Raw genomic sequence first — 25,682 nt, forward strand, 5'->3', positions numbered from 1 at the left:
CCCCCCAAATCCATGTCGGATTACGGGCATGCCGAGCCTAGGCGAGGCACCGAGTGTTGGGGCAAGAGCCCTTTGGTTACTTTGGGGCTCTTTTCCAAAGTGACCCGCCGTAAGGGCGGAACCAATATCAGCCGTTACCCAAATAACGGATATGTACCCAGGGCCACTCACCCCACCTGCCGCAAATGCTCCATAGCCCAAACCGCCGCCTCCACCCGCGACCTCAACCCCAGCTTGTGCAGCACATTCTTCACATGCACCTTCACCGTCCCCTCCGTAATCCCCAACTTATGCCCAATCACCTTGTTGCTATACCCACTGGCAATCGTGCGCAGCACCTGCCGCTCCCGCTCAGTCAATTCCACCGCCGCATGGGGCTGCGGCGAGCGCAACGCCTGAGCCAGCACACGGGTCAACCCGGGGCTGATCACCAGGGCGCCATGCAACGCATCACGAATAAACTCCACCACCAGTTCCGGCTCCATGTCCTTGAGCAAATACCCATTGGCATCCAGGCGCAATGCATCGCGCACATCGTCTTCAGCGTCGGACACGGTAAACAGCAACACCTTGCCCGCATAGTCCATGGCCCGCAGCCGACGCAGGGTTTCCAGGCCGTTCATGTGCGGCATGTTGTTGTCCAGCAACACCAGGTCCGGTTGCAGGCTGGCGATCTGGTCGAGGGCTTCCTGGCCGTTGCCGGCCTCGCCGACCACGTGCAGGTCGTCTTCCAGTTCGAGAATCTGGCGCATGCCGTGGCGCATCATCGGGTGATCGTCAACCAGCAGGATACGGTGGCGGGTGGCGGTGTTCATGGGGCGGTGCCTTGTAGGGAATGGCCGAGGAATTCCGGCTGGAAACGCAGCTGCACCCGGGTGCCCTGGGGCTCGCGGGGGCTGATGTCGAGGTGGCCGTGCAGGCTGCGCGCGCGTTCGTCCATGATGGTCAGGCCGTGGTGTTCGCGCCGGTCGACGTCGCCGCAAAAACCACGGCCGTCGTCGTCGATGCTCAGGCTGACGGTCTCGCCGACTTGGCGCAGTTGCAGCCAGGCATTCTGCGCATGGGCGTGGCGCAGGCAGTTGGACAGCGCCTCGCGGGTGATCTGCAACAGGTGGATCTGCTCGCTGGCCGATAGCTGGAACGCCAGCGCGTCCACATGCAGGTGCACCTGGAACTCGCCGCGCTGGGAGAATTCGGCGGCGGTGTCTTGCAGCTCTTGCACCAGCCCGGCGTCGTGGATCTGCAAGCGAAAGGTGGTGAGCAATTCACGCAGTTGGCGGTAGGCGTTGTTCAGGCCATCGCGCAGTTCGGCGGTGACGCTGGCCAGGCTCTCTACCGGTTCGCCACGGCGGATCAGGGTTTGCATGCGGCTCACTTGCAGCTTCATGTACGACAGCGCCTGGGCCAGAGAGTCGTGCAGTTCGCGGGCGATGATGGTGCGCTCATCCAACAGCAGCAGGCGGTGGTCCTGCTCGCGCTGGCGCTTGAGGGACAGCGAGGTGCCGATCAGGTTGGCCAGGGCCTGGATCAATTGTTGCTCCCAGTCCTGGGGCGCATGGCCGTCGAGGAAGTGCGCCTTGAGCTCACCCAGTTCGGCGCCCTGGTTGCTGATGCTGAACACCTGCGGCGGCGCGACGTGGGCGCGCTCGCAGGTGGCGCAATCGCCAATCGCGCAGACGTTGCGGCTGTGCTCGCCGTGCAGGGCGAGCATCTGCTGGGCCGGGGCGAGGAAGTGGCCTTGCAGGCACAGCGACAAGCGCAGCCCCGGCAAGCGTTTCTGGAAGCGCCGGATCAGTTCATCGAGGCCTTCGGCATTGGCCAGGCGCGTGGCCAGGCTGCTGCTGCTCTGGTACAGCAGTTCCAGGGCGGCGTTGGCTTGTTGCAGGTTGAGGGTCTTGAGCTGCACCTGGCTTTCGAGGGTGCGATGGGACGCTTCGATGGTCTCGGCCATGGCGTTGAAGCTCAGGGCCAGTTGGCCCAACTCGTCGTCGGAGCGGTGGTTGACCCGGGTCTTGTAGTCACCGTCACGAAAGCGCCGGGTGGCGTGCACCAGTTCTTGCAGCGGCGTGACCACGCCGTACTGCAACTCGTACAGGCCCAGCAGCAGGATGATCAAGGTGCTGAACAGCGCCAGGCCCTGGATCGCCTGCTGCCAGCCTTGCTTGTGCTCGCTCTGTTGCTGCAACAGGCTGACGAACCGGTTCAGTTGCTCGACAAACGCCGGTGCCTGGGCCTGGGACAGCGCCGCGTCGCCGCGCATTATCGCCGGGCGCAGTTCATCGTTCCAGCGTTGCTGGATCTGCTGGTAACTCTGCAACAGGGCGCTTTGCGGACCATCTTCGAGCACCGCCTTGAGGGATTGACTGTCGAGGCGCCGTTGCAGGCTCTGGCTGACCTCGGCGATTTCATCCGGGCGTGCGCCAGCGGCGAGTTTCCAGCTGAGGTGGTAGGTCTCCATGCGTACCGAACCGGCGGTGTTGATCGCGGCGGCGTCGCCCTGGCTGAACCAGGCGATCAGCCCGGCACTGAGGGAACTGGCCAGCGCCAGGATGGCGATCAGGATCACCGCCAGGCCGGCGCGGGCGGGCAGGGAGCTGCGCAGCCAGTCAAGCATGACGGCGCAATCGAACGGAGTGGGGGAGCAGCATGCTTGCACCTGGAGCGGGAAAGGGGGTTGAACGTGGCCTTCCCTGGCGCACTACCTCTAAAGAATTGCCGGCGAACCCTCCCACGGATAAAAGCCGGCACAAGAGAGCAATCCATTGATAAATAAAGGCTTTCTCTTGATTTTTTGACTACCTCCTTGGAGGTAGACGGGGCCAGCATAGCCCCATACCCACCCGGCCCACGTTGATCTGGGTCAAGTTCTGCGGGGGTGTCGCCCCTAACCTGCGCTCATGGAATCACTTTCTGGAGCGCATACCGTGACTCAACCCCGTCTGCGACAAGGCCTGGTGCTGGGCATGAGCACCTTGGCCTTCACCGTCTGCTTTATGGTGTGGATGATGTTCGCCGTGCTCGGCGTGCCGATCAAAGACCTGCTGCAACTCAACGAAACCCAGTTCGGCCTGCTGGCCGCCACGCCGGTGCTGACCGGTTCCCTGGTGCGCCTCCCGCTGGGCCTGCTGACCGATCGCTTCGGCGGGCGCATCGTGTTTTTCCTGCTGATGCTGGTCTGCGTACTGCCGCTGTACCTGATCACCTACGCCACCGCCTATTGGCAGTTCCTCGTGCTTGGCCTGTTTGTCGGCCTGGCGGGTGGCTCGTTTTCGGTGGGCATCGCCTACGTCGCCAAATGGTTCGACAAGGACAACCAGGGCTTCGCCATGGGCGTGTTCGGCGCCGGCAATGCCGGGGCGGCGGTGACCAAGTTTCTCGCCCCGGCGCTGATTGCCCTCGGTACCTGGCACCTGGTGCCCAAGGTGTTCAGCGCGATCCTGTTTATCACCGCGCTGCTGTTCTGGTTTCTCACCAGCGAAAACAAGGCGCACCGCAGTGCCGGTGGCGCGACCCTGCGTGAGCAGTTGGCCTGCCTGAAAGACCCGGCCGTGTGGCGCTACTGCCAGTACTACTCGATTGTCTTCGGCGGCTACGTGGCGCTGGCCCTGTGGGTGACCAAGTACTACGTGCAGGAATACGGTTTCAGCCTGCAAAGCGCCGCGCTGCTGGCGGCGTGTTTCTCCCTGCCCGGCGGTGTGCTGCGCGCGGTGGGCGGTTGGATGTCTGACCGCTGGGGCGCGCAAAGCGTGACCTGGTGGGTGCTGTGGGTGAGCTGGATCTGCCTGTTCCTGCTCAGCTATCCGCAGACCCAACTGCAAGTGATGACCGTCAACGGCCCCCTGGATTTCCACATCGGCCTCAACCCCACGCTGTTCACCGTGTTGCTGTTTGTGATGGGCATCGCCTTCGCGTTCGGCAAGGCCTCGGTCTTCAAATACATCGCCAATGACTACCCGCACAACATGGGCGCGGTGTCCGGCATCGTCGGCCTGGCCGGTGGCCTGGGCGGCTTTGTGCTGCCGATTATGTTCGGCGCCCTGGTGGACCTCACCGGCGTGCGCTCTTCCTGCTTCATGTTGATGTACGGCGTGGTCTGGGTGTCCCTGACCTGGATGTACCTCAGCGAAATCCGCAAACAGCCGTTGCTCGGCAAACGAGCCGGCAGAGGAGAATGATCATGTCTATCGCGCAAAAGCCCGACTCGGGCCCGGTGATCCACGACTGGCGCCCCGAAGACCCGGCGTTCTGGGGCGCCAGCGGCAAGAAGACCGCGACCCGTAACCTGTGGATCTCGATCCCCGCGCTGTTGCTGGCGTTTGCGGTGTGGATGGTGTGGAGCACGGTGATCGTGCGCCTCAACGCCATCGGCTTCAGCTTTACCACTGACCAGCTGTTCTGGCTGGCTGCATTGCCGGGCCTGTCGGGTGCGACGTTGCGGGTGTTCTATTCGTTCATGGTGCCGATCTTCGGCGGGCGCCGCTGGACGGCCCTGAGCACCGCATCCTTGCTGCTGCCGTCGCTGTGGATGGGCTTCGCGGTGCAAGACCCGAGCACCCCGTACAGCGTGTTTGTGCTGATCGCCTTGCTCTGCGGGTTTGGTGGCGGCAACTTCGCCTCCAGCATGTCCAACATCAGCTTTTTCTACCCCAAGTCCCAGCAGGGCACCGCCCTCGGCTTGAACGCCGGCCTCGGCAACCTGGGGGTGTCGGTGATGCAGTTCTGCGTGCCGCTGGTGATCACCTTTGCTGCGTTCGGCGCGCTCGGTGGCCAGCCGCAAACCCTGGCGGACGGCAGCCAGTTGTGGTTGCAGAATGCCGGGTTCATCTGGGTGCCGTTCATCCTTATCGTCACCGTGGCGGCGTGGTTCGGCATGAATGACCTGTCCAGCGCCCGCGCGTCGTTCAGCGACCAGGCGGTGATCTTCAAGCGCAAGCACAACTGGCTGATGTGCTGGTTGTACCTGGCGACCTTCGGCTCGTTCATCGGCTTCTCGGCGGCGTTCCCGTTGCTGATCAAGACCTCGTTTCCCGAAGTGGTCGCGCTGAAATTCGCCTTCCTCGGCCCGCTGGTGGGCGCCCTGGTACGCCCGTTGGGCGGCTGGCTGGCGGACAAACTGGGCGGCGCACGGGTGACCCTGTGGAACTTCGTGTTGATGATCGTGATGGTCTTCGGCGTGCTGCACTTTTTGCCGCAGCAGGGTGAGGCGGGCAACTTCTACGGCTTCCTGGGCCTGTTCATGCTGCTGTTCATTACCACCGGCATCGGCAACGGCTCCACCTTCCGCATGATCCCGGTGATCTTCCGCACCGTTCACGAAAACGCCAGCGCCGGCCAACCGGCCGCCGTGCGTGAACAAGCCTTGAAGGACGCCGGCAAGGAATCCGCCGCCGTGCTGGGTTTCAGCTCGGCCATGGGCGCGTTCGGCGCGTTTTTCATCCCCAAGACCTTCGGCACCTCCATGGCCGCCACCGGCAGCCCGGCCATGGCCTTCTACCTGTTTGTCGGTTTCTACCTGAGCTGCATCGTCGTGACCTGGTGGTGGTACGCCCGCAAAGGCTGCGCCACACCCTGCTGATCGACCACGAATTCGCGGGGCAACGCACCCCACGGCACGCCTGATGAGGAAAGCATCATGAGTCACTTACTGGATCAACTGCGGTTCTTCAACCGCAAGCAAGACGAGTTCTCCGACGGCCACGGCGAGACCCGCAAGGAGTCCCGCGACTGGGAAAACGTCTACCGTTCGCGCTGGCAGTACGACAAGATCGTGCGCTCCACCCACGGGGTGAACTGCACCGGTTCCTGCTCGTGGAAGATCTACGTGAAGAACGGCCTGATCACCTGGGAAACCCAGCAGACCGACTACCCGCGCACCCGCAACGACCTGCCCAACCACGAGCCCCGTGGCTGCCCGCGCGGTGCGAGCTACAGCTGGTACATCTACAGCGCCAACCGCCTCAAGTACCCGAAGATCCGCAAGCCGCTGCTCAAGCTGTGGCGTGAAGCGCGCCTGACCCTGGCGCCGGTGGAGGCCTGGGCGAGCATTGTCGAGGACAAGGCCAAGGCCGAGTCGTACAAGAGCAAGCGTGGCATGGGCGGGTTTATCCGGTCCAACTGGGAGGAGGTGAACGAGATCATCGCCGCCTCCAACGTCTACACCATCAAGCAATACGGGCCGGACCGCATTGTCGGCTTCTCGCCGATCCCGGCCATGTCCATGGTCAGCTACGCCGCCGGTTCCCGTTACCTGTCGTTGCTGGGCGGCGTGTGCCTGAGTTTCTACGACTGGTACTGCGACCTGCCACCGGCCTCGCCGATGGTGTGGGGCGAGCAGACCGACGTGCCGGAATCGGCCGACTGGTACAACTCCAACTACATCATTGCCTGGGGCTCCAACGTCCCGCAGACCCGCACCCCCGACGCGCACTTCTTCACCGAGGTGCGCTACAAGGGCACCAAGACCGTGGCCATCACCCCCGACTATTCGGAAGTGGCCAAGCTCACCGACCTGTGGCTCAACCCCAAGCAGGGCACCGACGCCGCGTTGGCCCAGGCCTTCAACCATGTGATCTTCAAGGAATTTCACCTCGACCACCCGAGCCCGTATTTCACTGACTACGCCAAGCGCTACACCGACTTGCCGGTGCTGGTGATGCTCAAGCCCGTCACCGGTTTTGCCCCGGGCGCAGGCTTCCAGCCCGACCGCTTCCTGCGCGCCTCGGACCTGATCGACAACCTCGGCCAGGACAACAACCCGGAATGGAAAACCATCGCCCTCGACGAAAGCGGCGCGCTGGTCTCGCCACAGGGCGCCATCGGCTACCGCTGGGGCGAGAAGGGCAAGTGGAACATCCTCGCCAAAGAGGGCGGTGAAGGCCGCGCCATCGACCTCAAGCTCAGCCTGATCGGCGACGACGTTGCCGAAGTGGCCTTCCCGTATTTTGCCGGTGAAGCCCACGAACACTTCCAGCACGTGGCCGGTGAAGCCGTGCAGTTCCGCCGTGTGCCGGTGCACAGCGTGGTGCTGGCCGATGGCAGCGTGGCCAAGGTCGCCACGGTGTTCGACCTGTCGGCGGCCAACCTGGCCATCGACCGTGGCCTGGGCGGCAGCAATGTGGCCAGGGACTACGACGACGCCAGCGTGCCGGGCACTCCGGCGTGGCAGGAGGCGATCACCGGCGTCAGCCGCGAGAAGGCGATCCAGATCGCCCGCGAGTTCGCCGACAACGCCGACAAGACCCGTGGCCGCTCGATGATTATCGTCGGCGCGGCGATGAACCACTGGTACCACATGGACATGAACTACCGTGGCCTGATCAACATGCTCATGCTCTGTGGCTGTGTCGGCCAGACCGGCGGTGGCTGGGCCCACTATGTCGGCCAGGAAAAACTGCGCCCGCAATGCGGCTGGCTGCCCCTGGCCTTCGGCCTGGACTGGAACCGCCCACCACGCCAGATGAACGGCACCAGCTTCTTCTACGGCCACAGCTCGCAGTGGCGCCACGAAAAAATGAACATGCACGACGTGCTCTCGCCCCTGGCAGACAAGTCCCAGTTCCCCACCCACGCCCTGGACTACAACATCCGCGCCGAACGCGCCGGCTGGCTGCCCAGCGCGCCGCAACTCAACCGCAACCCGCTGCATATCTGCCGTGAAGCGGCCGCCGCCGGTATGGACCCCAAAGACTACGTGGTCAAGTCCTGGCAGGACGGCTCCTTGCGTTTTGCCTGCGAGCAACCGGACAGCCCGGTGAACTTCCCGCGCAACATGTTTATCTGGCGCTCCAACCTGCTTGGCTCGTCGGGCAAGGGCCATGAGTACATGCTCAAGTACCTGCTGGGCACCAAGAACGGCGTGATGAACGAAGACATCGGCTTTGGCGGCGAAAGCAAACCCACCGAAGCCGAATGGGTCGACGACGGCGCCATCGGCAAGCTCGACCTGGTGACCACCCTGGACTTCCGCATGTCGTCCACCTGCGTGTATTCCGACATCGTCTTGCCGACCGCCACCTGGTACGAAAAAGACGACATGAACACCTCGGACATGCACCCGTTTATCCACCCGTTGTCGGCCGCCATCGACCCGGCGTGGGAGTCGCGCTCCGACTGGGAAATCTACAAAGGCATCGCCAAGACCTTTTCCGCCATGGCGGTCGGGCACCTCGGTGTGGAAAAAGACCTGGTCACCGTGCCGCTGATGCATGACAGCGTCGGCGAACTGGCCCAGCCCTTTGGCGGCACCGACTGGAAAAGCGCTGGCGTGGCGCCGGTACCCGGCAAGAACGCGCCGAACATGGCGGTGGTGGAGCGTGACTACCCGAACATCTACAAGCAATTCAGCTCCCTCGGCCCATTGCTGGAAAAACTCGGCAACGGCGGCAAGGGCATCAACTGGAACACCGAGGAAGAAGTCGAGTTTCTCGGCGAACTGAATCATCACGAAGGGGATGCGGGCATCAGCCACGGCCGGCCGAAGATCGACACGGCCATCGACGCGGCCGAGGTGATCCTGTCCCTGGCCCCGGAAACCAACGGCAAGGTCGCCTTGAAAGCCTGGGCCGCGCTGTCGGAATTCACCGGTATCGACCACAGCCACCTGGCGATTTCCAAGGCCCACGAAGCCATCCGTTTCCGCGATATCCAGGCGCAGCCGCGCAAGATCATTTCCAGCCCCACCTGGTCGGGCCTCGAAGACGAGCACGTGAGCTACAACGCCGGCTACACCAACGTCCATGAAAACATTCCATGGCGCACCATCACCGGCCGCCAGCAGTTCTACCAGGACCACCCGTGGATGCAGGCCTTCGGCGAGCAACTGATGAGCTATCGGCCGCCGGTCAACACCCGCACCATCGAAGGCGTGAAGGGCAAGCGCAGCAATGGCGAGCCGGAGATCGTGCTGAACTGGATCACCCCGCACCAGAAGTGGGGCATCCACAGCACCTACAGCGACAACCTGCTGATGCTCACCCTCAGCCGTGGCGGGCCGATTGTGTGGCTCTCGGAAATCGACGCCAAGCGCGCCGGCATCGAGGACAACGACTGGATCGAATGCTTCAACGTCAACGGCGCACTGACCGCCCGCGCGGTGGTCAGCCAGCGGGTCAAGGAAGGCATGGTGATGATGTACCACGCCCAGGAACGCATCGTGAACGTGCCCGGTTCGGAAACCACCAAGACCCGTGGCGGCCATCACAACTCGGTGACCCGCGTGGTGCTCAAGCCGACCCACATGATCGGCGGCTATGCCCAGCAGGCCTACGGTTTCAACTATTACGGCACGGTCGGTTGCAACCGCGACGAGTTTGTCGTGGTGCGCAAGATGGCCAAGGTCGACTGGCTCGATGGCTCCCACGGCGATGACCTGCCACGCCCATTGCCGACTGATATCGAGGAGAACTGAGATGAAAATCCGCTCACAAATCGGCATGGTCCTCAACCTGGACAAATGCATCGGCTGCCACACCTGCTCGATCACCTGCAAAAACGTATGGACCAGCCGCGAAGGCATGGAATACGCCTGGTTCAACAACGTTGAGTCCAAACCCGGCATCGGCTACCCCAAGGAGTGGGAGAACCAGGACAAGTGGAAGGGCGGTTGGGTGCGCAACGCCAACGGCAGCATCAACCCGCGTATCGGCGGCAAGTTCCGCGTGCTCGCCAACCTGTTTGCCAACCCCGACCTGCCGGGCCTGGACGACTACTACGAGCCGTTCGACTTCGACTATCAGCACCTGCATACCGCGCCGTTGGGTGAACACCAGCCCACCGCACGCCCGCGTTCGGTGGTGTCGGGCAAGCGCATGCAGAAAATCGAGTGGGGTCCCAACTGGGAAGAAATCCTCGGCACCGAGTTTGCCAAGCGGCGCAAGGACAAGAACTTCGACCAGATCCAGGCCGACATCTACGGCGAGTACGAAAACACCTTCATGATGTACCTGCCGCGCCTGTGCGAGCACTGCCTCAACCCGGCGTGCGCGGCGTCGTGCCCCAGCGGCGCGATCTACAAGCGTGAAGAAGACGGCATCGTGCTGATCGACCAGGAGAAGTGCCGTGGCTGGCGCATGTGCATCAGCGGCTGCCCGTACAAGAAGATCTACTTCAACTGGAAGAGCGGCAAATCCGAGAAGTGCATCTTCTGCTACCCGCGCATCGAAGCCGGTATGCCTACCGTGTGCGCTGAAACCTGCGTCGGCCGCATCCGCTACCTCGGCGTGTTGCTCTACGACGCCGACCGCATCAGCGAAGTGGCAAGTACCGCCAGTGAGCAGGACCTGTACGAGAAGCAGCTGGAGATTTTCCTCGACCCCAACGACCCCGCGGTGATCCGCCAGGCCCTGGCCGATGGCGTGCCGCAGTCGGTGATTGACTCGGCGCAGCGTTCGCCGGTGTACAAAATGGCCGTGGACTGGAAGCTCGCGCTGCCGTTGCACCCCGAATACCGCACCTTGCCGATGGTCTGGTACGTGCCGCCGCTGTCGCCGATCCAGAACGCCGCCGCTGCCGGCACCGTGGGCATGAACGGCGTGATCCCGGATGTCGACAGCCTGCGCATCCCCCTGCGTTACCTGGCCAACATGCTCACGGCGGGCGATGAAAAACCGGTCAAGCGTGCCCTGAAACGCCTGTTGGCCATGCGTGCGTTCAAGCGCTCCCAGCAAGTGGACGGCGTGCAGGACCTGCAAGTGCTCGAAGACGTCGGCCTGAGCGTGCCCCAGGTGGAAGAGATGTACCGCTACCTGGCCATCGCCAATTACGAGGACCGCTTTGTCGTGCCCAGCGCCCACCGCGAAGACGCCATGAGCGACGCGTTCGCCGAGCGTTCCGGTTGTGGCTTCAGCTTTGGCAGCGGCTGCAGCGGCAGTTCCGACACCAATATGTTTGGCGCGAAGAAGGCCAACCGCCGCGACGTGTTGAAAACCGTACAGATCTGGGAGGACTGAGCCATGCGCATTCTCAAAGTGATTTCACTGCTGCTGGACTACCCCACCGAACGCCTGGTGAACGGCCGCGATGAGTTGGAGCAGGCGATTATCGAATCGCGGGAAATCAGCCCCAAGCAACGCGGTGCGTTGTTCGAGTTGCTGGAGCTGATCTGCGCCAACGACCTGATGGACGGCCAGGAACACTACGGCGCGCTGTTTGGCCGTGGGCGCTCGTTGTCGCTGCTGTTGTTTGAGCACGTGCACGGCGAATCCCGCGACCGTGGCCAGGCCATGGTGGACATGATGGCCCAGTACGAGGCGGCCGGGTTTGCCATCGGCGTCAAGGAACTGCCGGACTACATCCCGCTGTACCTGGAGTTCTTGTCCACCCGCGAAGACATCGAGGCCCGTGAGGGCCTGGCGGATGTGGCGCACCTGTTGGCCTTGCTCGGCGCGCGTCTGGAAGAGCGCGAGAGCGCCTACGCCAGTTGCTTCCGCGCGCTGTTGCAGATCGCCGGCGCCGAGCCGCACCAGGCGGTGGCCGAGGTGCGTGCGCAGGTGGCCGCCGAGCCGCGTGACGACTCCCTTGAAGCCCTTGACAAGGTCTGGGAAGAAGAGGCGGTGGACTTTATGCAGGCCGAGCAGCAGGACCGTTGCAGCGCACTGCCGAGCACACCGGGCAAGGCCCGCGAAGAAAGCGCCGTGCCGTTGCACTGGGTGGATTTTCAGCAGCAAGGGCCGGCCGCCGTGCCGGCCGGGGAGGTGGGTAATGTCTAAGTGGAATTTGCTGGTATTCGGGGTTTATCCCTACGTCGCCCTGGCGATCTGCCTGTTGGGCAGCTGGGCGCGGTTCGACCTGGCGCAGTACACCTGGAAGGCCGGCTCCAGCCAGATGCTTAACAACCGTGGCATGCGCGTGGCGAGCAACCTGTTCCATATCGGCGTGCTGTTTGTATTGGCTGGGCATTTTGTCGGCCTGCTCACGCCGGCGTCGGTGTACCACCACGTCATCAGCACTGAGAACAAGCAGTTGCTGGCGATGGTCTCTGGTGGTTTTTTCGGCCTGCTGTGCCTGGTGGGTCTGTTGATGCTGGTCAAGCGCCGCCTCAGCGATCCACGGGTGCGGGCGACGTCGAGTGCGTCGGACATCCTCATCCTGCTGGTGCTGCTCGCGCAATTGCTGCTGGGCTTGCTGACCATCGTCGCGTCCACCGGCCATATGGACGGCTCGGTGATGGTGATGCTCGCCGACTGGGCGCAGAACGTGGTGCTGCTGCGGCCGGTGGAAGCGGCGGCGGCGATTGCGCCGGTGTCGCTGATCTACAAGGCCCATGTGGCGCTGGGCCTGACCTTGTTCGTGCTGTTCCCGTTTACCCGCTTGGTGCACGTGGTCAGCGCGCCGATCTGGTACCTGGGGCGGCGTTATCAAATCGTGCGGCAGAAGTCGTGAGGAGACGGTCATGACAACAGGATGCGGATGTGGCGGAGGTTGCGGTTCGTCGGTGCCAGTGCCGGACGTCGAGGTGGTGGAAGTGGCAGAGGTGGCGCCTGAATTGATCGCCAGCAGTGAACAGGAATGGCCCATCGTCAGCGTCAACGGCGTGCTGATCACGCCGGAGGCGATGGCCCTGGAGTTGCAATATCACCCGGCCGAAAGCCGCGAGTCGGCGGTGTACCTGGCCGCCCGCGCGCTGGTGATCCGCGAGCTGTTGCAGCAGCGCATCGGCGCACTCGGCCTGGCGGTGGACATTGCCCCCGGCGAGAACGAAGAAGAAGCGGCCACACGCTTGCTGCTGGAGCGTGAAATCAGCGTGCCGCAGTGCGACGAGGCAACCTGCCTGCACTACTTCGACAGCAATCGCGGACGCTTCCACAGCGCGCCGTTGCTGGCGGTGCGGCACATCCTCCTCGAGTGCGCTCCGGACGACGCCGAGGCGCGGCAGATGGCCCATGTGCAGGCGGAAATCCTCCTGCTGAGCCTGGCGCAAGCCCCCGGCAGCTTTGCCGAGTTGGCCCTCAAGTACTCGGCGTGTCCGTCCAAGGCCCAGGGCGGTTCGCTGGGCCAGATCAGCAAGGGCCAGACCGTGCCGGAACTGGAGCGCCAGCTGTTCACCCTGGCACCGGGCCTGGCCGACAAACCCCTGGAAAGCCGCTACGGCTGGCACGTGATCAGCATCGACCAGCGCGTCGAAGGCCAGCCGTTGCCTTATGAGGCAGTGGCTGGCGCGATCCGCACCCAGTTGCAGCAAGGCGTGTGGCAGAAGGCACTGGTGCAATACCTGCACACCTTGATTGGCGCGGCAGACATCCGTGGCCTCGCCTTGCAGGGCGCCGACTCGCCGTTGGTGCAGTGACATGAGCCTGGTGGATGGGCTTGGCCGTTCGATTGACTACCTGCGCTTGTCGGTGACCGATCGCTGTGATTTTCGCTGTGTGTACTGCATGGCGAAAACCATGACCTTCCTGCCGCGCCAACAGGTGCTGAGCCTGGAAGAGCTGGAACGCCTGGCTGCGCTGTTTGTGGGGCAGGGTGTGCGCAAGATCCGCCTCACCGGTGGGGAACCGCTGATCCGTCCGGGGATTGTCGGCTTGTGCCGCAACATTGCGGCACTGCCGGGCTTGCGTGAGCTGGTGATGACCAGCAATGGCTCGCAGCTGGCGCGGTTGGCGCAGCCGTTGGTGGAGGCGGGGGTCAAGCGGATGAATATCAGTCTCGACAGTCTTGATCCTGAGCGGTTTCGGGCGATCACTCGCAACGGTGATTTGCGCCAGGTGCTGGATGGGATCGATGCGGCCAGTGGGGCGGGGTTTGAGCGGGTCAAGCTCAACTGCGTGGTGATGAAGGGGCGCAACTTTGATGAGGTGCCGGGGTTGGTGCGGTACGCCGTTGAACGGGGGATCGATATCAGTTTTATCGAGGAAATGCCCCTGGGGGATGTGGGGCGGTCGCGGGGGGAGACGTTTTGTGCCAGTGATGAAGTGCGTGCGGTGATCGCGCGGGAGTATGAGTTGCTTGACAGCGCTGAGACGAGTGGGGGGCCGGCGCGGTATGTGCGGTTGGTGCGGCATCCTCAGACCCGGATCGGGTTTATATCGCCTAATTCGCATATTTTTTGTGGGAGTTGTAATCGGGTGCGGGTGACGGTGGAGGGGAGGCTTTTGTTGTGTTTGGGGCAGGAGGATTCGGTGGATTTGCGGGGGTTGCTTAGGGGGTCTCCGGTGGATGATGGACCGGTGGTTGAAGCGTTGGTGGGTGCATTGAAGGGGAAGCCGTTGCGGCATGAATTTACTGGGGCGGGGGAGGTGCAGGTGGTGCGGTTTATGAGTGTTAGTGGGGGTTGATTGGGTACATATCCGTTATTTAGGTAACGGCGGCTTATGGTTCCGCTCTTACAGCGGGTCACTTTGGAAAAGCCCCAAAGTAACCAAAGGGCTCTTGCCCCAACACTCGGTGCCTCGCCTAGGCTCGGCATGCCCTCGCTCCGGCTTGAATCCGTGGGCCGCCGCCATGCGCCATCCATGGCGCAGGGCGGCTAACCCGGCGTCCTGCCGGGTTGCCCACGGATTCAAGCCTGCGTTCGGCCAGCGTGTTTGACGGGGCAAGTAAGATCAAAGCAAAAGCGCGGCGGCCTTAAAGCCGACCGATTTTTTGTGTCGCTCACCCTTCAACTGTGGGAACCGGCAACTGTGGGAGCTGGCTTGCCTGCGATGCAGACAACTCGGTACATCAGGCAAACCCAGTTGATGCCATCGCAGGCAAGCCAGCTCCCACAGGGAAACGCGCACGCTTCATCAATCAGGTCGGCTACTAGGCCGCCTCGCTGTGTTTTTGATTTTGATCTTAGGCGCCCCGTTAAACACGCTGGCCGGAATTCGGCATGGATTTGGGGGGTAAACCGGCAGGGATGCCGGTTTAGCCGCCCCGCGCCATGGATGGCGCGTGGCGGCGGCCCCCCAAATCCATGTCGGATTACGGGCATGCCGAGCCTAGGCGAGGCACCGAGTGTTGGGGCAAGAGCGTTTTGCTTACTTTTGCGCTCTTCAAAAGTGAGCCGCCGTAAGGGCGGAACCATAAGCCGCCGTTACCAAAGAAACGGATATACACCCGATCTAAAAAAACTTGACCCCGATCAATGGTCCCCGAAACCAATCTCCGTACGATCACTGCATCTTGTGCCAAATCAGAAAAAAACATCTATATGTAGTGCTAGGAGCCCCCCAATGCAAACCGCTCTCACCCCGCTGGCCAGCACCCACCTCCACAAGCGCGACGGCACCCTGGCCCCCTTCGACGCCGAAAAAATCCGCCAAGCCCTGATCGCCGCCGGCAACGCCACCACCGAATACCAACCCACCGAAGCCGACTTACTACTGGGCGCCGTGTTGGCCCGCCTAAGAGGCATCGAACAACTGGACGTAGAACAAATCCAGGACAGCGTCGAACGCGTATTAATGGACGCCGGCCACTTCCGCTCAATGCGCGCCTACATCGTCTACCGCGAACAACACGGCCGCCTGCGCCGCGACCGCAAGACCCTGGTAGAAGTCGCCACCTCCATGAACGAATACCTCGACCGCGAAGACTGGCGCGTCCAGGCCAACGCCAACCAGGGCTATTCCCTCGGCGGCCTGGTACTCAATGTCGCGGGCAAAGTCACCGCCAATTACTGGCTGGACGAGGTCTACAGCGAACAGATCGGCCGCGCCCACCGTGAGGCCGACCTGCATATCCACGACCTCGACATGCTCGCCGGATACTGCGCCGGCTGGTCGCTGCGTTCGTTGCTGCACGAAGGCCTCAACGGCGTACCAGGGCGGGTCGAGGCGGGGCCGCCCAAGCACTTGAGCAGCGCGCTGGGGCAGATGGTCAACTTCCTCGGCACCCTGCAAAACGAATGGGCCGGCGCCCAGGCATTCAGCTCGTTCGACACCTACCTGGCGCCCTATGTGCGCAAGGATCAACTGAGCTACCCCGAAGTGCGCCAGGCGGTGCAGGAGTTCATCTACAACCTCAACGTGCCGTCGCGCTGGGGCACCCAGACGCCGTTCACCAACCTCACGTTCGACTGGGTGTGCCCCGAGGATCTGCGCGAGCAAGTCCCGGTGATCGGCGGTGAAGAAATGCCGTTCGCCTATGGCGACCTGCAAGACGAAATGGAGCTGATCAACCGCGCCTACATCGAAGTGATGCAGGCCGGGGACGCCAAGGGCCGGGTGTTCACCTTCCCGATTCCGACCTACAACATCACCCATGATTTCCCCTGGGACAGCGCCAACGCCGATCGCCTGTTCGAGATGACGGCACGCTATGGCTTGCCGTATTTCCAGAACTTCCTCAATTCCGATATGCAGCCCAACCAGGTGCGCTCGATGTGCTGCCGCCTGCAATTGGACGTGCGCGAGTTGCTCAAACGCGGCGGTGGTTTGTTCGGTTCGGCGGAGCAGACCGGCAGCCTGGGCGTGGTGACCATCAACTGCGCGCGCCTGGGTTATCTGTTCAAGGGCGATACCTCGGGCCTGCTGCAACGCCTCGACCAGTTGATGCAACTGGCGATGGAAAGCCTGGAGGTCAAGCGCAAGGTGATCCAGCACCATATGGACGCCGGCCTCTACCCGTACACCAAGCGCTACCTGGGCACGCTGCGCAATCACTTCTCCACCATCGGCCTCAATGGCATGCACGAGATGCTGCGCAATTTCAGCGGCGACGAGCAGGGCATGCACACCGCCCAGGGCCGTGAGTTCGCCCTCAAGCTGCTCGACCATGTACGTGCCACCTTGCTGCGTTTCCAGGAAGACACCGGCCACCTCTACAACCTCGAAGCGACGCCGGCGGAAGGCACCACTTACCGTTTCTCCAAGGAAGATCGCAAGCGCTACCCGCACATCCTGCAAGCCGGCAGCGACGTCGCGCCGTACTACACCAACTCATCGCAATTGCCGGTGGGTTTTACCCAGGACCCGTTCGAGGCCCTGGAGCTGCAAGACGAACTGCAATGCAAGTACACCGGCGGCACCGTGTTGCACCTTTATATGGCCGAACAGATTTCTTCGACCCAGGCCTGCAAGCAATTGGTGCGCAAGGCACTGGGGCGTTTCCGCCTGCCGTACCTCACGGTCACGCCGACGTTTTCGATCTGCCCGGTGCACGGCTATCTCGCGGGCGAACACGAGTTTTGTCCGAAGTGCGATGAGGTCTTGGCCGCGGCCCACTAAGTTTTTTCAACCCCAAGGAGATTCACCATGCAAACAACCCAGCCACAACGTCAGCGCTGCGAAGTCTGGACCCGGGTGATGGGTTATCACCGGCCAGTGTCGGCGTTCAACCCCGGCAAGCAGTCCGAACACAAGGAGCGCGTGCACTTCACCGAAACCGCCGCCGTGGCCGGGCGCCAATGAGTCGAGCGCTACGGGTCGGGGGCCTGGTGCCCCTGACCACCCTCGACTACCCCGGCATGCTCGCCTGCGTGTTGTTCTGCCAGGGCTGTGCCTGGCGGTGTCGGTATTGCCATAACCCGGACCTGATCCCGCCGCGCGCGAGCACGGAGATGGATTGGCGCCGGGTGTTGCTGTTTTTGCAGCGCCGCCAGGATTTGCTCGATGCGGTGGTGTTCAGCGGTGGCGAGCCGACCTTGCAGGAAGGCTTGCCGGCGGCCATGGATGAAGTGCGCGCGATGGGTTTTCGCATTGGCCTGCACAGCGCCGGGATCAAGCCCGCCGGTTTTGCCAATGCCCTGCGCCATGCCGACTGGGTCGGGTTTGACGTCAAGGCACTGGCCGAGGATTGCCCGTCGGTCACTCAGGTCAAGGGCAGCGGCACCGCCAATTGGCGCAGCCTCGACACCTTGCTGGCCAGCGGTGTGGATTACGAATGCCGCACCACCGTGCATTGGCACTTGATCGATCCACCACGTTTGCTGCTGCTGGCCCAGCGTTTGCAGGCCTTGGGTGTGCAGCGCTTTGCCGTACAGATGGTGCGCACGGCGAGCATGCTCGATCCGCAACTGGCGACTTCACCGGCGCAGGCCCGCTTGCCGGAATTGTGGGGCCGCTTGCACGAGTTGTTTCCCGCTTTTGTATTGCGAGGGTGATCAGCCCTCGGTTGGATTTTAAAGATGCTGCCCATCGTGGGCAGGCTTTCATCAAGGAACGTTAAGAATGACGCAGTTAACCACGGCACAACGCATTGTCATCGGCTTCGCGATTGCGCCGCTGGCCCTGGTGGGCTTGGTGTTTTACGCCTTGCACGACCTGGCAACCCTAAAGCTGCAATCCGAGCAGATCGTGCAGCAGGATTGGCCGCGCATCGCCCCGATCATGGTGATCGCCACCGGCGTGCGCGATAACGGGCGCAACACCCGCGACCTGCTGATCAACCAGGACAATCAGCAGGCCCAGGACGCCATTGGCACCACGCGCCAGCGCATCACCGAGGCCTTCGCCACCCTTGAACCGCTGCTCGACAGTGCCGAAGGCAAGGCCGCCTACGCGACGTTGAAAAGCCATCGCGAAGCCTATGTGGCGGCGTTCACCCAGGTGCAGGCGCTCATCAAGCAGGGGGACCGTGAACAGGGCCTGGCTCAGCTCAAGCAACAGGTGATGCCGGCCGAAGCGCAGGTGTTCAAGAGCCTGGACGCGCTGATGGCGATGCAAGGGCGGTTGTTCAGCGAGCGTGAACAGGCGGCGCAGATTCTGTATCACGAGGCACGACGCAACATGATCGGGCTGTTCCTGCTGTGCCTGGCCCTGGTGGTCACGGCCGCGGTGATCGTCACCCGCAGCGTGACCCGGCCGTTGGGCGGCGAGCCGGATGAGGTGGCGCGGGTTTTGAGCCACATCGCCGAGGGCGACCTGACCATCGACGTGCCGTTGGGCAACAGTGCCGACGGCAGCGTGATGCGCAACCTGCACCATATGCAGCAGAACCTCAACCAGATGGTGCGCCACATCGCAGCCTCGGTGGACGGCGTGGCCAGCTCTTCCGAAGAACTCAGCGCGGTCAGCAGCCAGACCAGCGGCAGCTTGCAGTCCCAGGGCCAGGAGATCGAACAGGCGGCCACGGCGGTCAACGAAATGACCGCCGCCGTGGATGAAGTCGCGCGCAATGCGGTGAGCACCAGCGAGGCGTCGCGCCTGTCGGAACAGACGGCCCAGCGCGGGCGGGCCCAGGTCCAGGAAACCGTGGCGTCGATCAACACCCTGGCCACCGGCGTGGTGGAAACCTCGGAGCGTATCCAGCAACTGGCCGGGCGCGTGCAAGACATCAGCGGCGTGCTTGAAGTGATCCGCAGCATTGCCGACCAGACCAACCTGCTGGCCCTCAACGCCGCCATCGAAGCGGCACGGGCCGGCGATGCCGGGCGCGGGTTTGCGGTGGTGGCCGATGAAGTACGTGCACTGGCCCATCGCACCCAGGCCTCGACCGAGGAAATCGAGCAGATGATCGGCAATATCCGCCAAGACACCGAACACGCCGTGGCGGCGATGCACAGCAGCAGCGAGCGCGTGCAGGCGACCCTCGGCGTGGCGCAACGCTCGGGGGAAGCGCTGGAGGAAATCACCCGCTCGATTTCGCAGATCAACGAACGCAACCTGATGATTGCCAGCGCCACCGAGGAACAGGCGCTGGTGGCGCGGGAGGTGGATCGCAACCTGGTGGGGATTCGCAACTTGTCGCAGCAGGTGTTGCAAGGTGCGTTGCATACCGAAACGGCGGGGCATGACCTGGCGGGGATGGCGAGTGCGCTGCACCAGACGGTGGCGCGGTTCAAGGTCTAGGACCACTAGCAAAATGTAGGAGGAGGCTTGTGTGGGAGCTGGCTTGCCTGCGATAGCGGTCTGCCAGGCGCTGACGTGCAAGCTGACAGGACGCTATCGCGGGCAAGCCCGCTCTCACATTTGGATTTGTATGTATCAGGTGCTTTGGGGCCGATCGGCTTGATGTCGGTCAAGGTCTGGCCCTGATGATAAGGGTAGGTTGCAATCATTGCTCGCCGCCAGGAATCCCATCATGGCCAAGCCTTTCCCACTGCACCCCAAGCATCCCGAGCGCATCTGCTGGGGCTGTGATCGTTATTGCGCCGCGACCGACCTGGCCTGCGGCAATGGCGCCGACCGCACCATGCACCCGGCGGAGATGCTCGGGGATGACTGGTACGAGCACGGCGATTGGGGACTTGCCCCAGAGCCGCCAGTGACCGATGAACCGTCAGTGGCCTGAGCGGGTTTTTTCCTTGTCGCAGAACTTTTAATGAACCCTCACGGCCGATGCTTGACCTAACCCATACGACCTGGGAGGTGAAGCATGGAAATTCAATATATCTGGATCGGTTTGGCCGTGATTCTGCTGGTGTTGGAGTTGTGGGCGATCAATACCGTACTGCGTAGCACGGGGGGCTGGGAGAGCAAGGGCTTGTGGCTGGTGATCCTGATCTTCGTGCCGCTGCTGGGCTTGATTGCCTGGGCGATGTTCGGACCCAAGCGCCAGATGCCGGAGCATCGCAAGGGCTGAGACAGGCATGAAAAAATACCGGCGCCTCTGAGGCGCCGGTTTTCATTCTGGAGTGATGACCTACTCGACTTCCACCCGCAGCACTTCCAACCCCAACTGTTCATAGGCCTCCACACTGGGCACATGCCACTCGGTAATTAGCGTGTGAATGCGGCTGCAGGGCGCCACCACAAAGGGTTCCACCGCGCCGAGCTTGTCGGCCATGGTCACCGCAATCACCTGGGAGGCGCTGTCGAGCAAGGCTTGTTTGACCGCCACTTCATCAAAATGCAGGGAGGTGATGCCAACCTGCGGGTGCAGCGCGCACACGCCGGTAAACAGCAGGTCGGCCTTCACGCTTTGAATCAGGCGCACGGCTTCGTGGCCGCTGGTGGACAAGGTCGCCGGGTTGAGCTGGCCGCCCGCGAGGATCACTTTCACCTCGGGATGGTCCGCCAGCGCGATGGCGATCATCGGCGACGGCGTGACCACGGTCAGGCGGATCGAGCGCGGCAGTGACTGGGCGATCTGCAAGGTGGTCGAGCCGGAATCGAACAGCACGATCTGGCCGTCTTCGACCCGGTCGGCGGCCAGTTGCGCGAGGTGGCGCTTGGCTTCGTTGGTCTCGCCCACGCGGGTGAAGAAGTCCTTGCCGGTGTCCTTGGGCCGGGGCAGGGCGCCACCGTGTACCCGTTGCAACAGGCCTGCGGCGGCGAGTTCGCCGAGGTCGCGGCGGATGGTGTCCGGGGACACCGCAAAGTGCTCCACCAAGTCGGCGGCAGTGACTTTGCCGTCGCGCTCCAGCAGCAACAGTATTTTCTGTTTGCGCAACGAAGGCAGGTCGATGGCGGCATGGGTGTCGTGCATGTTTGTGCGCCTTTATGCGGTTTTGTGCGAGATTAGTCGCCCGCCGATGTAAACGCAATGGCTGGTTGCGCCGCCGATGGGCGGTTACTCTCTGTGTTCAGCCTAGGGAGAGGTCACTCAGATGTCGTTGATCACCACCATCGAAGATTTACGCAAGCTCGCGCAAAAACGTGTGCCCAGGATGTTCTACGACTACGCCGATTCCGGCTCCTGGACTGAAAGCACTTACCGGGCAAATGAAAGCGATTTTGCCCGCATCAAATTCCGCCAACGGGTGGCACGCAATATCGATGAGCGCTCGATCCGCGCCACCATGATCGGCCAGGACATGGCGATGCCCGTGGCCCTCGCGCCCACCGGTTTGGCCGGTATGCAGCATGCCGATGGCGAGATTCTCACCGCCCGCGCTGCCGCCGCGTTTGGCCTGCGTTATACCTTGTCGACCATGAGCATCTGTTCGCTGGAAGACATTGCCGAACACGTCGGCCAGCCGTTCTGGTTCCAGCTGTATGTGATGCGCGACCGCAGCTTTATCGAACAACTGATCGAGCGGGCCAAGGCTGCTGGCGTGGACGCATTGGTGTTGACCCTCGACCTGCAAATCCTCGGGCAACGCCACAAGGACCTGATCAACGGCCTGTCGGCGCCGCCCAAGCTGACCCTGGCGAATATCCTCAACATGGCCACCAAGCCGCGCTGGGTGATGGGCATGCTCGGCACCCAGCGCCGTGGGTTCGGCAATATCGTCGGGCATGTCAAAGGCGTGGCGGACATGAGTTCGCTGTCGTCGTGGACCGCCCAGCAATTCGACCCGCGCCTGAGCTGGGACGATGTGGAGTGGATCAAGAAGTGCTGGGGCGGCAAGCTGATCATCAAGGGCATCCTCGATGTGGAAGACGCGCGGCTGGCAGCCAATGCCGGCGCGGACGCGCTGGTGGTGAGCAATCACGGCGGTCGTCAGTTGGACGGCGCGCCGTCGAGCATCAGCCAATTGCCGGCGATTGTCGAAGCGGTAGGGGAACGCATTGAAGTGTGGCTCGACGGTGGTATCCGTTCCGGCCAGGACGTGCTCAAGGCCATGGCACTGGGGGCCAAAGGCACCATGATCGGGCGCCCGCACTTGTATGGTTTGGGCGCGATGGGCGAGGCGGGCGTGACCAAAGCCCTGGACATCATTGCCCGCGAACTGGACGTGACGATGGCCCTGTGTGGCTATAACGATATACGCGATGTGAATCGCGAGATTTTGCTGCCGGGTACATTTCCCGAAAGCATTTACTGAGCAAAAAAATCGTAAAAAAGTAAAAAGAGTTGTCCACGAAAACCGTGGGTATCTCTGTGGATAACTTTGCAAGACCCCGGCAGGTATGGCGATTTAACCAAAGGTCAATATTTGATCAACTTTCCACGCGGGCCAGTATGGCCAGGGTTTGCGCTTGACACGCAAGCGCGAACCCAGTGCCGAAAAGCGCTTTTACGAGTCGCCGTTGCGGCCTGTGGAGTGCGTCACCACCTGGGCCGGCATCTGCGCTTGCATCAGTTTGTCCAGCGCCTGGCCATAACTGCGACCGGCCAGGCTCATGCTGTTGTTATGGCTGGCGCCGGGCACCAGCAACAAACGCTTGGGTTCCTGGGCGGCTTTGAACAATTGCTCGCTGAAACGCGGCGGCACATAGCGATCATCGAGGCCATGCACCACCAGCAGCGGCATATGGATATCGGCGATCTTGTCGATGGAATCGAACTTCTGCGACAGCAACCAGCGCACCGGCAGCGAGGTATTCGCCACGGCGGTGGCCACATCCGCCAGCGACGTAAAGGTGGATTCGATCACCAACCCACGCACCGGCAACGGCACCTGCTTGCCCAGCTCGGCTGCGAGGTCGATGGCCACTGCACCGCCGAGGGAATGTCCATAGATCAGGCGTTTGCTCGGGTCAGGTTGCAGGGTCTGGAAGCGTTCCCAGGCGATGCGCGCATCTTCGTACACCGTGGTTTCCGACGGCAGCTCGCCGTGGCTCTGGCCGAAACCGCGATAGTCGATGGCCAGCACCGAGTAGCCCAGGGCGTGCAATTGCTCGATGCGAAACAGCTGCCCGGTGAGGTTCCAGCGCACGCCGTGCAGGTAGAGGATCGCGGGCGCGTCCTTCTTGGCCGCCGGGTACCACCAGGCATGGATGTTCTGCCCTGACTTGAAACTGGCGGGCTTGAGTTCGAACTCCTGCACGGCCTTGGGCAGGCCGGTGTACCAGCCGGCGGTGCCCGGTTCGATACGAAATACCAGTTCGCGTTCTTTTTGTTGCAGCACGCTGCAACCCACCGGCAGGCCGACGATCAACAGCGCCATGCACAACAAGGGCAACCAGCGCAGGCGCAGGCGCGAGAGAAAACGTGAAGACATGAAGGTTCCAGGGCAAAGGTGAAGCAGGGTTTTTAACAGAAGGCCCGCCGCCGAAGGAATTAATTCGACGGCCGTTCATGGGCATTGCTTGCAAAGTGTTACAGCATTGAACAATGCATGCAGGGATTGTTAGGGTGGTCGGCCAAACAGGAGGGCAAGCACATGGATTTCACCGGCAAGACAGCCATCGTCACCGGCGGTGCACGCGGATTGGGGCTCAGCTATGTACGGGCGTTGGCCCAGGGCGGGGCGCGGGTGGTCATCAGTGATATCGGCGCCGACACGGTGGGCTCCGGCAACGATGGGACGGTGGCCCAGGCCGCTGCCGCTGCACTGCAGGCCGAAGGCCTGAATGTGATCGGCCACAGTGGCGACCTGTCCACGGATGACGGTTGCCGGCAACTGGTCCACGCGACGATCGAAGCCTTTGGCCAACTCGACATCCTGATTCACAACGCTGGCTGGGTGGGTTACCAAAGCATCGAAGACCTCGACGCCGCGTTCCTGCAACGCGCCATGGACATCAACCTCTACGCCCCGCTGTGGCTGTGCAAGCACGCCTGGCCACACCTGCTGCAATCCAGCGCGCCGCGCATCATCCTCACCACCTCCGACCGCGCCATGTACGCGCAGTACGAGCAGACTGGCCTGGTGGCCTACAGTGCCGGCAAGATGGCACAACTGGGGATCATGAATGCGCTGGGCCATGAAGGCGCGCAAGCGGGGATTCGGGTCAACGCGATCTCACCGGTGGCCAAGACACGCATGTGGGGCGTGACCGAGGCGCCGGACGAACTCAAACCCGAGTGGGTGACGCCGGGCGTGGTGTTCCTGGCATCGGCGCAGTGCGAGGACACGGGTTATATCCTGCGCGCCAGCAACGGCCAATTCACCGCCACGCGCTTCACCGAAAACCCCGGCGTGGACTACCCGCGCGACCTGGCACGGATCAAAGCGGGCACTGCGCAAGAAGTTGCAGCCGCCTGGGATAGCATCAAACAAGCGCTTCCCCTTTCGTGAGAAAACCAACCATGAACCAAAGCCCCGTTCGCATCACCGCCGAAGAGACCCTCTCGGACAACTGGTACCTGCTGAAAAAATACAGCTTCGACCTGCGCCGCCGCGACGGCACCTGGCAAGCCCAGACCCGCGAGGTGTACGACCGCGGCAATGGCGCGACGATCCTGCTGTACAACCGCGAGCAGCGCACCGTGTTGCTGATCCGCCAGTTCCGCATGCCCACTTTCGTCAACGACTACCCCGGCTACCTGATCGAAACCGCCGCCGGGCTGCTCGACAACGCCAGCCCCGAAGAACGCATTCGCCTTGAAGCGGAAGAAGAGACGGGCTATCGCGTGGGGCATGTGGAGAAGGTGTATGCCGCGTTCATGAGCCCGGGGTCGGTGACGGAGCGGATTCATTTCTTTTTGGGGGAATATCAGCCGGGGGACCGAGTGGGATCGGGTGGTGGGTTGGTAGAGGAGGGTGAGGATATCGAGGTGCTGGAGCTGGGGTTTGAGCAGGCGCTGGGGATGGTGCAGAGCGGGGAGATTGTGGATGGGAAGACGATTATGTTGTTGCAGTGTTTGGAGTTGAGGGTGTTGAAGGAGGGGTGGTAGTGCGGGTTTTGTGGTGAGCGAGCAAGCTTGCTCACCACAGGCTTTTGGGCACTAGGAAGGTTTAAATCTCCATTGCACTGTAGCCGCCAGCAACCACTATAAATATCACCTCTCCACCGTTGCTTGATGTGAAGCAGTAGCTGATTCCTGTCTCACCTAGCTCCAGCCGTTCTGCCTCTTTGGAAAGAAACGAGTTTTTCTCTTCGTACATATCGCATATTTCTGCGCCAACAGCGCTCACACCTTGAAATGCGATGAGACCGTCAAAAGTTATCACCCATGATTTTTCTTGCCAGTCTGTGAACTCCATCAACAGGGTATTTCGGTTGCAGGTTATTTTTTCAATTGTTCCATCAGAGACGGGGAATTTTGTCATG

20 protein-coding genes and 1 pseudogene are annotated in these 25,682 nt (G+C 62.4%); 16 read left to right on the forward strand and 5 right to left on the reverse strand.

Annotation, left to right across the window (positions count from 1 at the left end; translation table 11 throughout):
• Positions 1-167: 167 nt before the first annotated feature.
• Positions 168-815 (reverse strand): two-component system response regulator NarL, encoded by a 648-nt coding sequence (narL, locus tag J1G37_RS25820; protein WP_207046311.1) that lies wholly within the window; start codon positions 813-815, stop codon positions 168-170.
• A complete protein-coding gene (locus J1G37_RS25825) occupies positions 812-2,614 on the reverse strand; it encodes a HAMP domain-containing protein (RefSeq protein ID WP_207046313.1) in 1,803 nt (600 codons plus the stop codon). The genes narL and J1G37_RS25825 overlap by 4 nt, the downstream gene beginning before the upstream one ends.
• 310 nt (positions 2,615-2,924) lie before the next feature.
• Between J1G37_RS25825 and J1G37_RS25830 the strand changes: the two genes are divergently transcribed.
• The 13 genes and pseudogenes from J1G37_RS25830 to J1G37_RS25895 all read left to right on the forward strand — a co-directional run bounded on the left by J1G37_RS25830 (position 2,925) and on the right by J1G37_RS25895 (position 20,439).
• Positions 2,925-4,175, forward strand: a complete 1,251-nt coding sequence (locus tag J1G37_RS25830) for a nitrate/nitrite transporter (RefSeq protein ID WP_207046315.1) — start codon at positions 2,925-2,927, stop codon at positions 4,173-4,175.
• A gap of 2 nt (positions 4,176-4,177) precedes the next feature.
• Positions 4,178-5,575, forward strand: coding sequence for a NarK family nitrate/nitrite MFS transporter (locus J1G37_RS25835; protein WP_207046317.1), 1,398 nt, complete (start codon positions 4,178-4,180; stop codon positions 5,573-5,575).
• Between the two features lie 57 nt (positions 5,576-5,632).
• Positions 5,633-9,406 (forward strand): nitrate reductase subunit alpha, encoded by a 3,774-nt coding sequence (locus tag J1G37_RS25840; protein WP_207046319.1) that lies wholly within the window; start codon positions 5,633-5,635, stop codon positions 9,404-9,406.
• Position 9,407: 1 nt separating this feature from the next.
• Positions 9,408-10,946, forward strand: coding sequence for a nitrate reductase subunit beta (gene narH, locus J1G37_RS25845; protein WP_017735786.1), 1,539 nt, complete (start codon positions 9,408-9,410; stop codon positions 10,944-10,946).
• Between the two features lie 3 nt (positions 10,947-10,949).
• On the forward strand, positions 10,950-11,705 hold the full coding sequence (gene narJ, locus J1G37_RS25850; RefSeq protein WP_207046321.1) for a nitrate reductase molybdenum cofactor assembly chaperone: 756 nt from the start codon (positions 10,950-10,952) through the stop codon (positions 11,703-11,705).
• Complete coding sequence (narI, locus tag J1G37_RS25855; protein ID WP_017735788.1) at positions 11,698-12,378, forward strand: respiratory nitrate reductase subunit gamma; 681 nt, start codon at positions 11,698-11,700, stop codon at positions 12,376-12,378. The genes narJ and narI overlap by 8 nt, the downstream gene beginning before the upstream one ends.
• 10 nt (positions 12,379-12,388) lie before the next feature.
• A complete protein-coding gene (locus J1G37_RS25860) occupies positions 12,389-13,282 on the forward strand; it encodes a peptidylprolyl isomerase (RefSeq protein ID WP_207046323.1) in 894 nt (297 codons plus the stop codon).
• A gap of 1 nt (position 13,283) precedes the next feature.
• Positions 13,284-14,270 (forward strand): GTP 3',8-cyclase MoaA, encoded by a 987-nt coding sequence (gene moaA, locus J1G37_RS25865; protein ID WP_207046324.1) that lies wholly within the window; start codon positions 13,284-13,286, stop codon positions 14,268-14,270.
• A gap of 879 nt (positions 14,271-15,149) precedes the next feature.
• A pseudogene (locus J1G37_RS25870) lies at positions 15,150-17,324 on the forward strand (ribonucleoside triphosphate reductase); the annotation flags it as partial.
• A complete protein-coding gene (locus J1G37_RS25880) occupies positions 17,324-18,019 on the forward strand; it encodes an anaerobic ribonucleoside-triphosphate reductase activating protein (protein ID WP_207046331.1) in 696 nt (231 codons plus the stop codon). The pseudogene J1G37_RS25870 and the gene J1G37_RS25880, both read left to right, overlap by 1 nt.
• Positions 18,020-18,086: 67 nt before the next feature.
• On the forward strand, positions 18,087-19,706 hold the full coding sequence (locus J1G37_RS25885; protein WP_207046333.1) for a methyl-accepting chemotaxis protein: 1,620 nt from the start codon (positions 18,087-18,089) through the stop codon (positions 19,704-19,706).
• Positions 19,707-19,938: 232 nt separating this feature from the next.
• On the forward strand, positions 19,939-20,148 hold the full coding sequence (locus J1G37_RS25890) for a DUF3079 domain-containing protein (protein WP_124529372.1): 210 nt from the start codon (positions 19,939-19,941) through the stop codon (positions 20,146-20,148).
• A gap of 84 nt (positions 20,149-20,232) precedes the next feature.
• Positions 20,233-20,439 carry a PLDc N-terminal domain-containing protein gene (locus J1G37_RS25895; protein WP_017737271.1) on the forward strand — a complete coding sequence of 69 codons (207 nt, stop codon included), beginning with the start codon at positions 20,233-20,235 and terminating at the stop codon, positions 20,437-20,439.
• A 60-nt stretch (positions 20,440-20,499) separates the two neighbouring features.
• Here J1G37_RS25895 and J1G37_RS25900 read toward each other — a convergent pair whose 3' ends face one another.
• Positions 20,500-21,285 (reverse strand): DeoR/GlpR family DNA-binding transcription regulator, encoded by a 786-nt coding sequence (locus tag J1G37_RS25900; protein ID WP_207046335.1) that lies wholly within the window; start codon positions 21,283-21,285, stop codon positions 20,500-20,502.
• A 121-nt stretch (positions 21,286-21,406) separates the two neighbouring features.
• On the opposite strand from J1G37_RS25900, the gene J1G37_RS25905 reads away from it, so the two are divergent.
• Complete coding sequence (locus tag J1G37_RS25905) at positions 21,407-22,567, forward strand: alpha-hydroxy acid oxidase (RefSeq protein ID WP_207046337.1); 1,161 nt, start codon at positions 21,407-21,409, stop codon at positions 22,565-22,567.
• Between the two features lie 192 nt (positions 22,568-22,759).
• Here J1G37_RS25905 and J1G37_RS25910 read toward each other — a convergent pair whose 3' ends face one another.
• On the reverse strand, positions 22,760-23,686 hold the full coding sequence (locus J1G37_RS25910; RefSeq protein WP_207046339.1) for an alpha/beta hydrolase: 927 nt from the start codon (positions 23,684-23,686) through the stop codon (positions 22,760-22,762).
• Positions 23,687-23,848: 162 nt separating this feature from the next.
• Between J1G37_RS25910 and J1G37_RS25915 the strand changes: the two genes are divergently transcribed.
• Together J1G37_RS25915 and J1G37_RS25920 are read left to right on the forward strand one after the other, a co-directional pair.
• Positions 23,849-24,706 (forward strand): SDR family oxidoreductase, encoded by an 858-nt coding sequence (locus J1G37_RS25915; RefSeq protein ID WP_207046341.1) that lies wholly within the window; start codon positions 23,849-23,851, stop codon positions 24,704-24,706.
• 11 nt (positions 24,707-24,717) lie between these two features.
• Positions 24,718-25,305 carry an NUDIX domain-containing protein gene (locus tag J1G37_RS25920; protein ID WP_207046343.1) on the forward strand — a complete coding sequence of 196 codons (588 nt, stop codon included), beginning with the start codon at positions 24,718-24,720 and terminating at the stop codon, positions 25,303-25,305.
• 61 nt (positions 25,306-25,366) lie between these two features.
• Here J1G37_RS25920 and J1G37_RS25925 read toward each other — a convergent pair whose 3' ends face one another.
• Positions 25,367-25,681, reverse strand: a complete 315-nt coding sequence (locus tag J1G37_RS25925) for a hypothetical protein (RefSeq protein WP_207046345.1) — start codon at positions 25,679-25,681, stop codon at positions 25,367-25,369.
• Position 25,682 lies beyond the last annotated feature (1 nt).

This window comes from Pseudomonas sp. Marseille-Q1929 (assembly GCF_017316265.1).
Lineage (GTDB): Bacteria > Pseudomonadota > Gammaproteobacteria > Pseudomonadales > Pseudomonadaceae > Aquipseudomonas.

What these genes read in the sequence shown, in the direction of transcription:
- narL (WP_207046311.1), bottom strand. Translation starts at nt 815, where the DNA reads ATGAACACCGCCACCCGCCACCGTATCCTGCTGGTTGACGATCACCCG.
- J1G37_RS25825 (WP_207046313.1), bottom strand. Translation starts at nt 2,614, where the DNA reads ATGCTTGACTGGCTGCGCAGCTCCCTGCCCGCCCGCGCCGGCCTGGCG.
- J1G37_RS25835 (WP_207046317.1), top strand. Translation starts at nt 4,178, where the DNA reads ATGTCTATCGCGCAAAAGCCCGACTCGGGCCCGGTGATCCACGACTGG.
- J1G37_RS25840 (WP_207046319.1), top strand. Translation starts at nt 5,633, where the DNA reads ATGAGTCACTTACTGGATCAACTGCGGTTCTTCAACCGCAAGCAAGAC.
- narH (WP_017735786.1), top strand. Translation starts at nt 9,408, where the DNA reads ATGAAAATCCGCTCACAAATCGGCATGGTCCTCAACCTGGACAAATGC.
- narJ (WP_207046321.1), top strand. Translation starts at nt 10,950, where the DNA reads ATGCGCATTCTCAAAGTGATTTCACTGCTGCTGGACTACCCCACCGAA.
- narI (WP_017735788.1), top strand. Translation starts at nt 11,698, where the DNA reads ATGTCTAAGTGGAATTTGCTGGTATTCGGGGTTTATCCCTACGTCGCC.
- J1G37_RS25860 (WP_207046323.1), top strand. Translation starts at nt 12,389, where the DNA reads ATGACAACAGGATGCGGATGTGGCGGAGGTTGCGGTTCGTCGGTGCCA.
- moaA (WP_207046324.1), top strand. Translation starts at nt 13,284, where the DNA reads ATGAGCCTGGTGGATGGGCTTGGCCGTTCGATTGACTACCTGCGCTTG.
- J1G37_RS25880 (WP_207046331.1), top strand. Translation starts at nt 17,324, where the DNA reads ATGAGTCGAGCGCTACGGGTCGGGGGCCTGGTGCCCCTGACCACCCTC.
- J1G37_RS25885 (WP_207046333.1), top strand. Translation starts at nt 18,087, where the DNA reads ATGACGCAGTTAACCACGGCACAACGCATTGTCATCGGCTTCGCGATT.
- J1G37_RS25890 (WP_124529372.1), top strand. Translation starts at nt 19,939, where the DNA reads ATGGCCAAGCCTTTCCCACTGCACCCCAAGCATCCCGAGCGCATCTGC.
- J1G37_RS25895 (WP_017737271.1), top strand. Translation starts at nt 20,233, where the DNA reads ATGGAAATTCAATATATCTGGATCGGTTTGGCCGTGATTCTGCTGGTG.
- J1G37_RS25900 (WP_207046335.1), bottom strand. Translation starts at nt 21,285, where the DNA reads ATGCACGACACCCATGCCGCCATCGACCTGCCTTCGTTGCGCAAACAG.
- J1G37_RS25905 (WP_207046337.1), top strand. Translation starts at nt 21,407, where the DNA reads ATGTCGTTGATCACCACCATCGAAGATTTACGCAAGCTCGCGCAAAAA.
- J1G37_RS25910 (WP_207046339.1), bottom strand. Translation starts at nt 23,686, where the DNA reads ATGTCTTCACGTTTTCTCTCGCGCCTGCGCCTGCGCTGGTTGCCCTTG.
- J1G37_RS25915 (WP_207046341.1), top strand. Translation starts at nt 23,849, where the DNA reads ATGGATTTCACCGGCAAGACAGCCATCGTCACCGGCGGTGCACGCGGA.
- J1G37_RS25920 (WP_207046343.1), top strand. Translation starts at nt 24,718, where the DNA reads ATGAACCAAAGCCCCGTTCGCATCACCGCCGAAGAGACCCTCTCGGAC.
- J1G37_RS25925 (WP_207046345.1), bottom strand. Translation starts at nt 25,681, where the DNA reads ATGACAAAATTCCCCGTCTCTGATGGAACAATTGAAAAAATAACCTGC.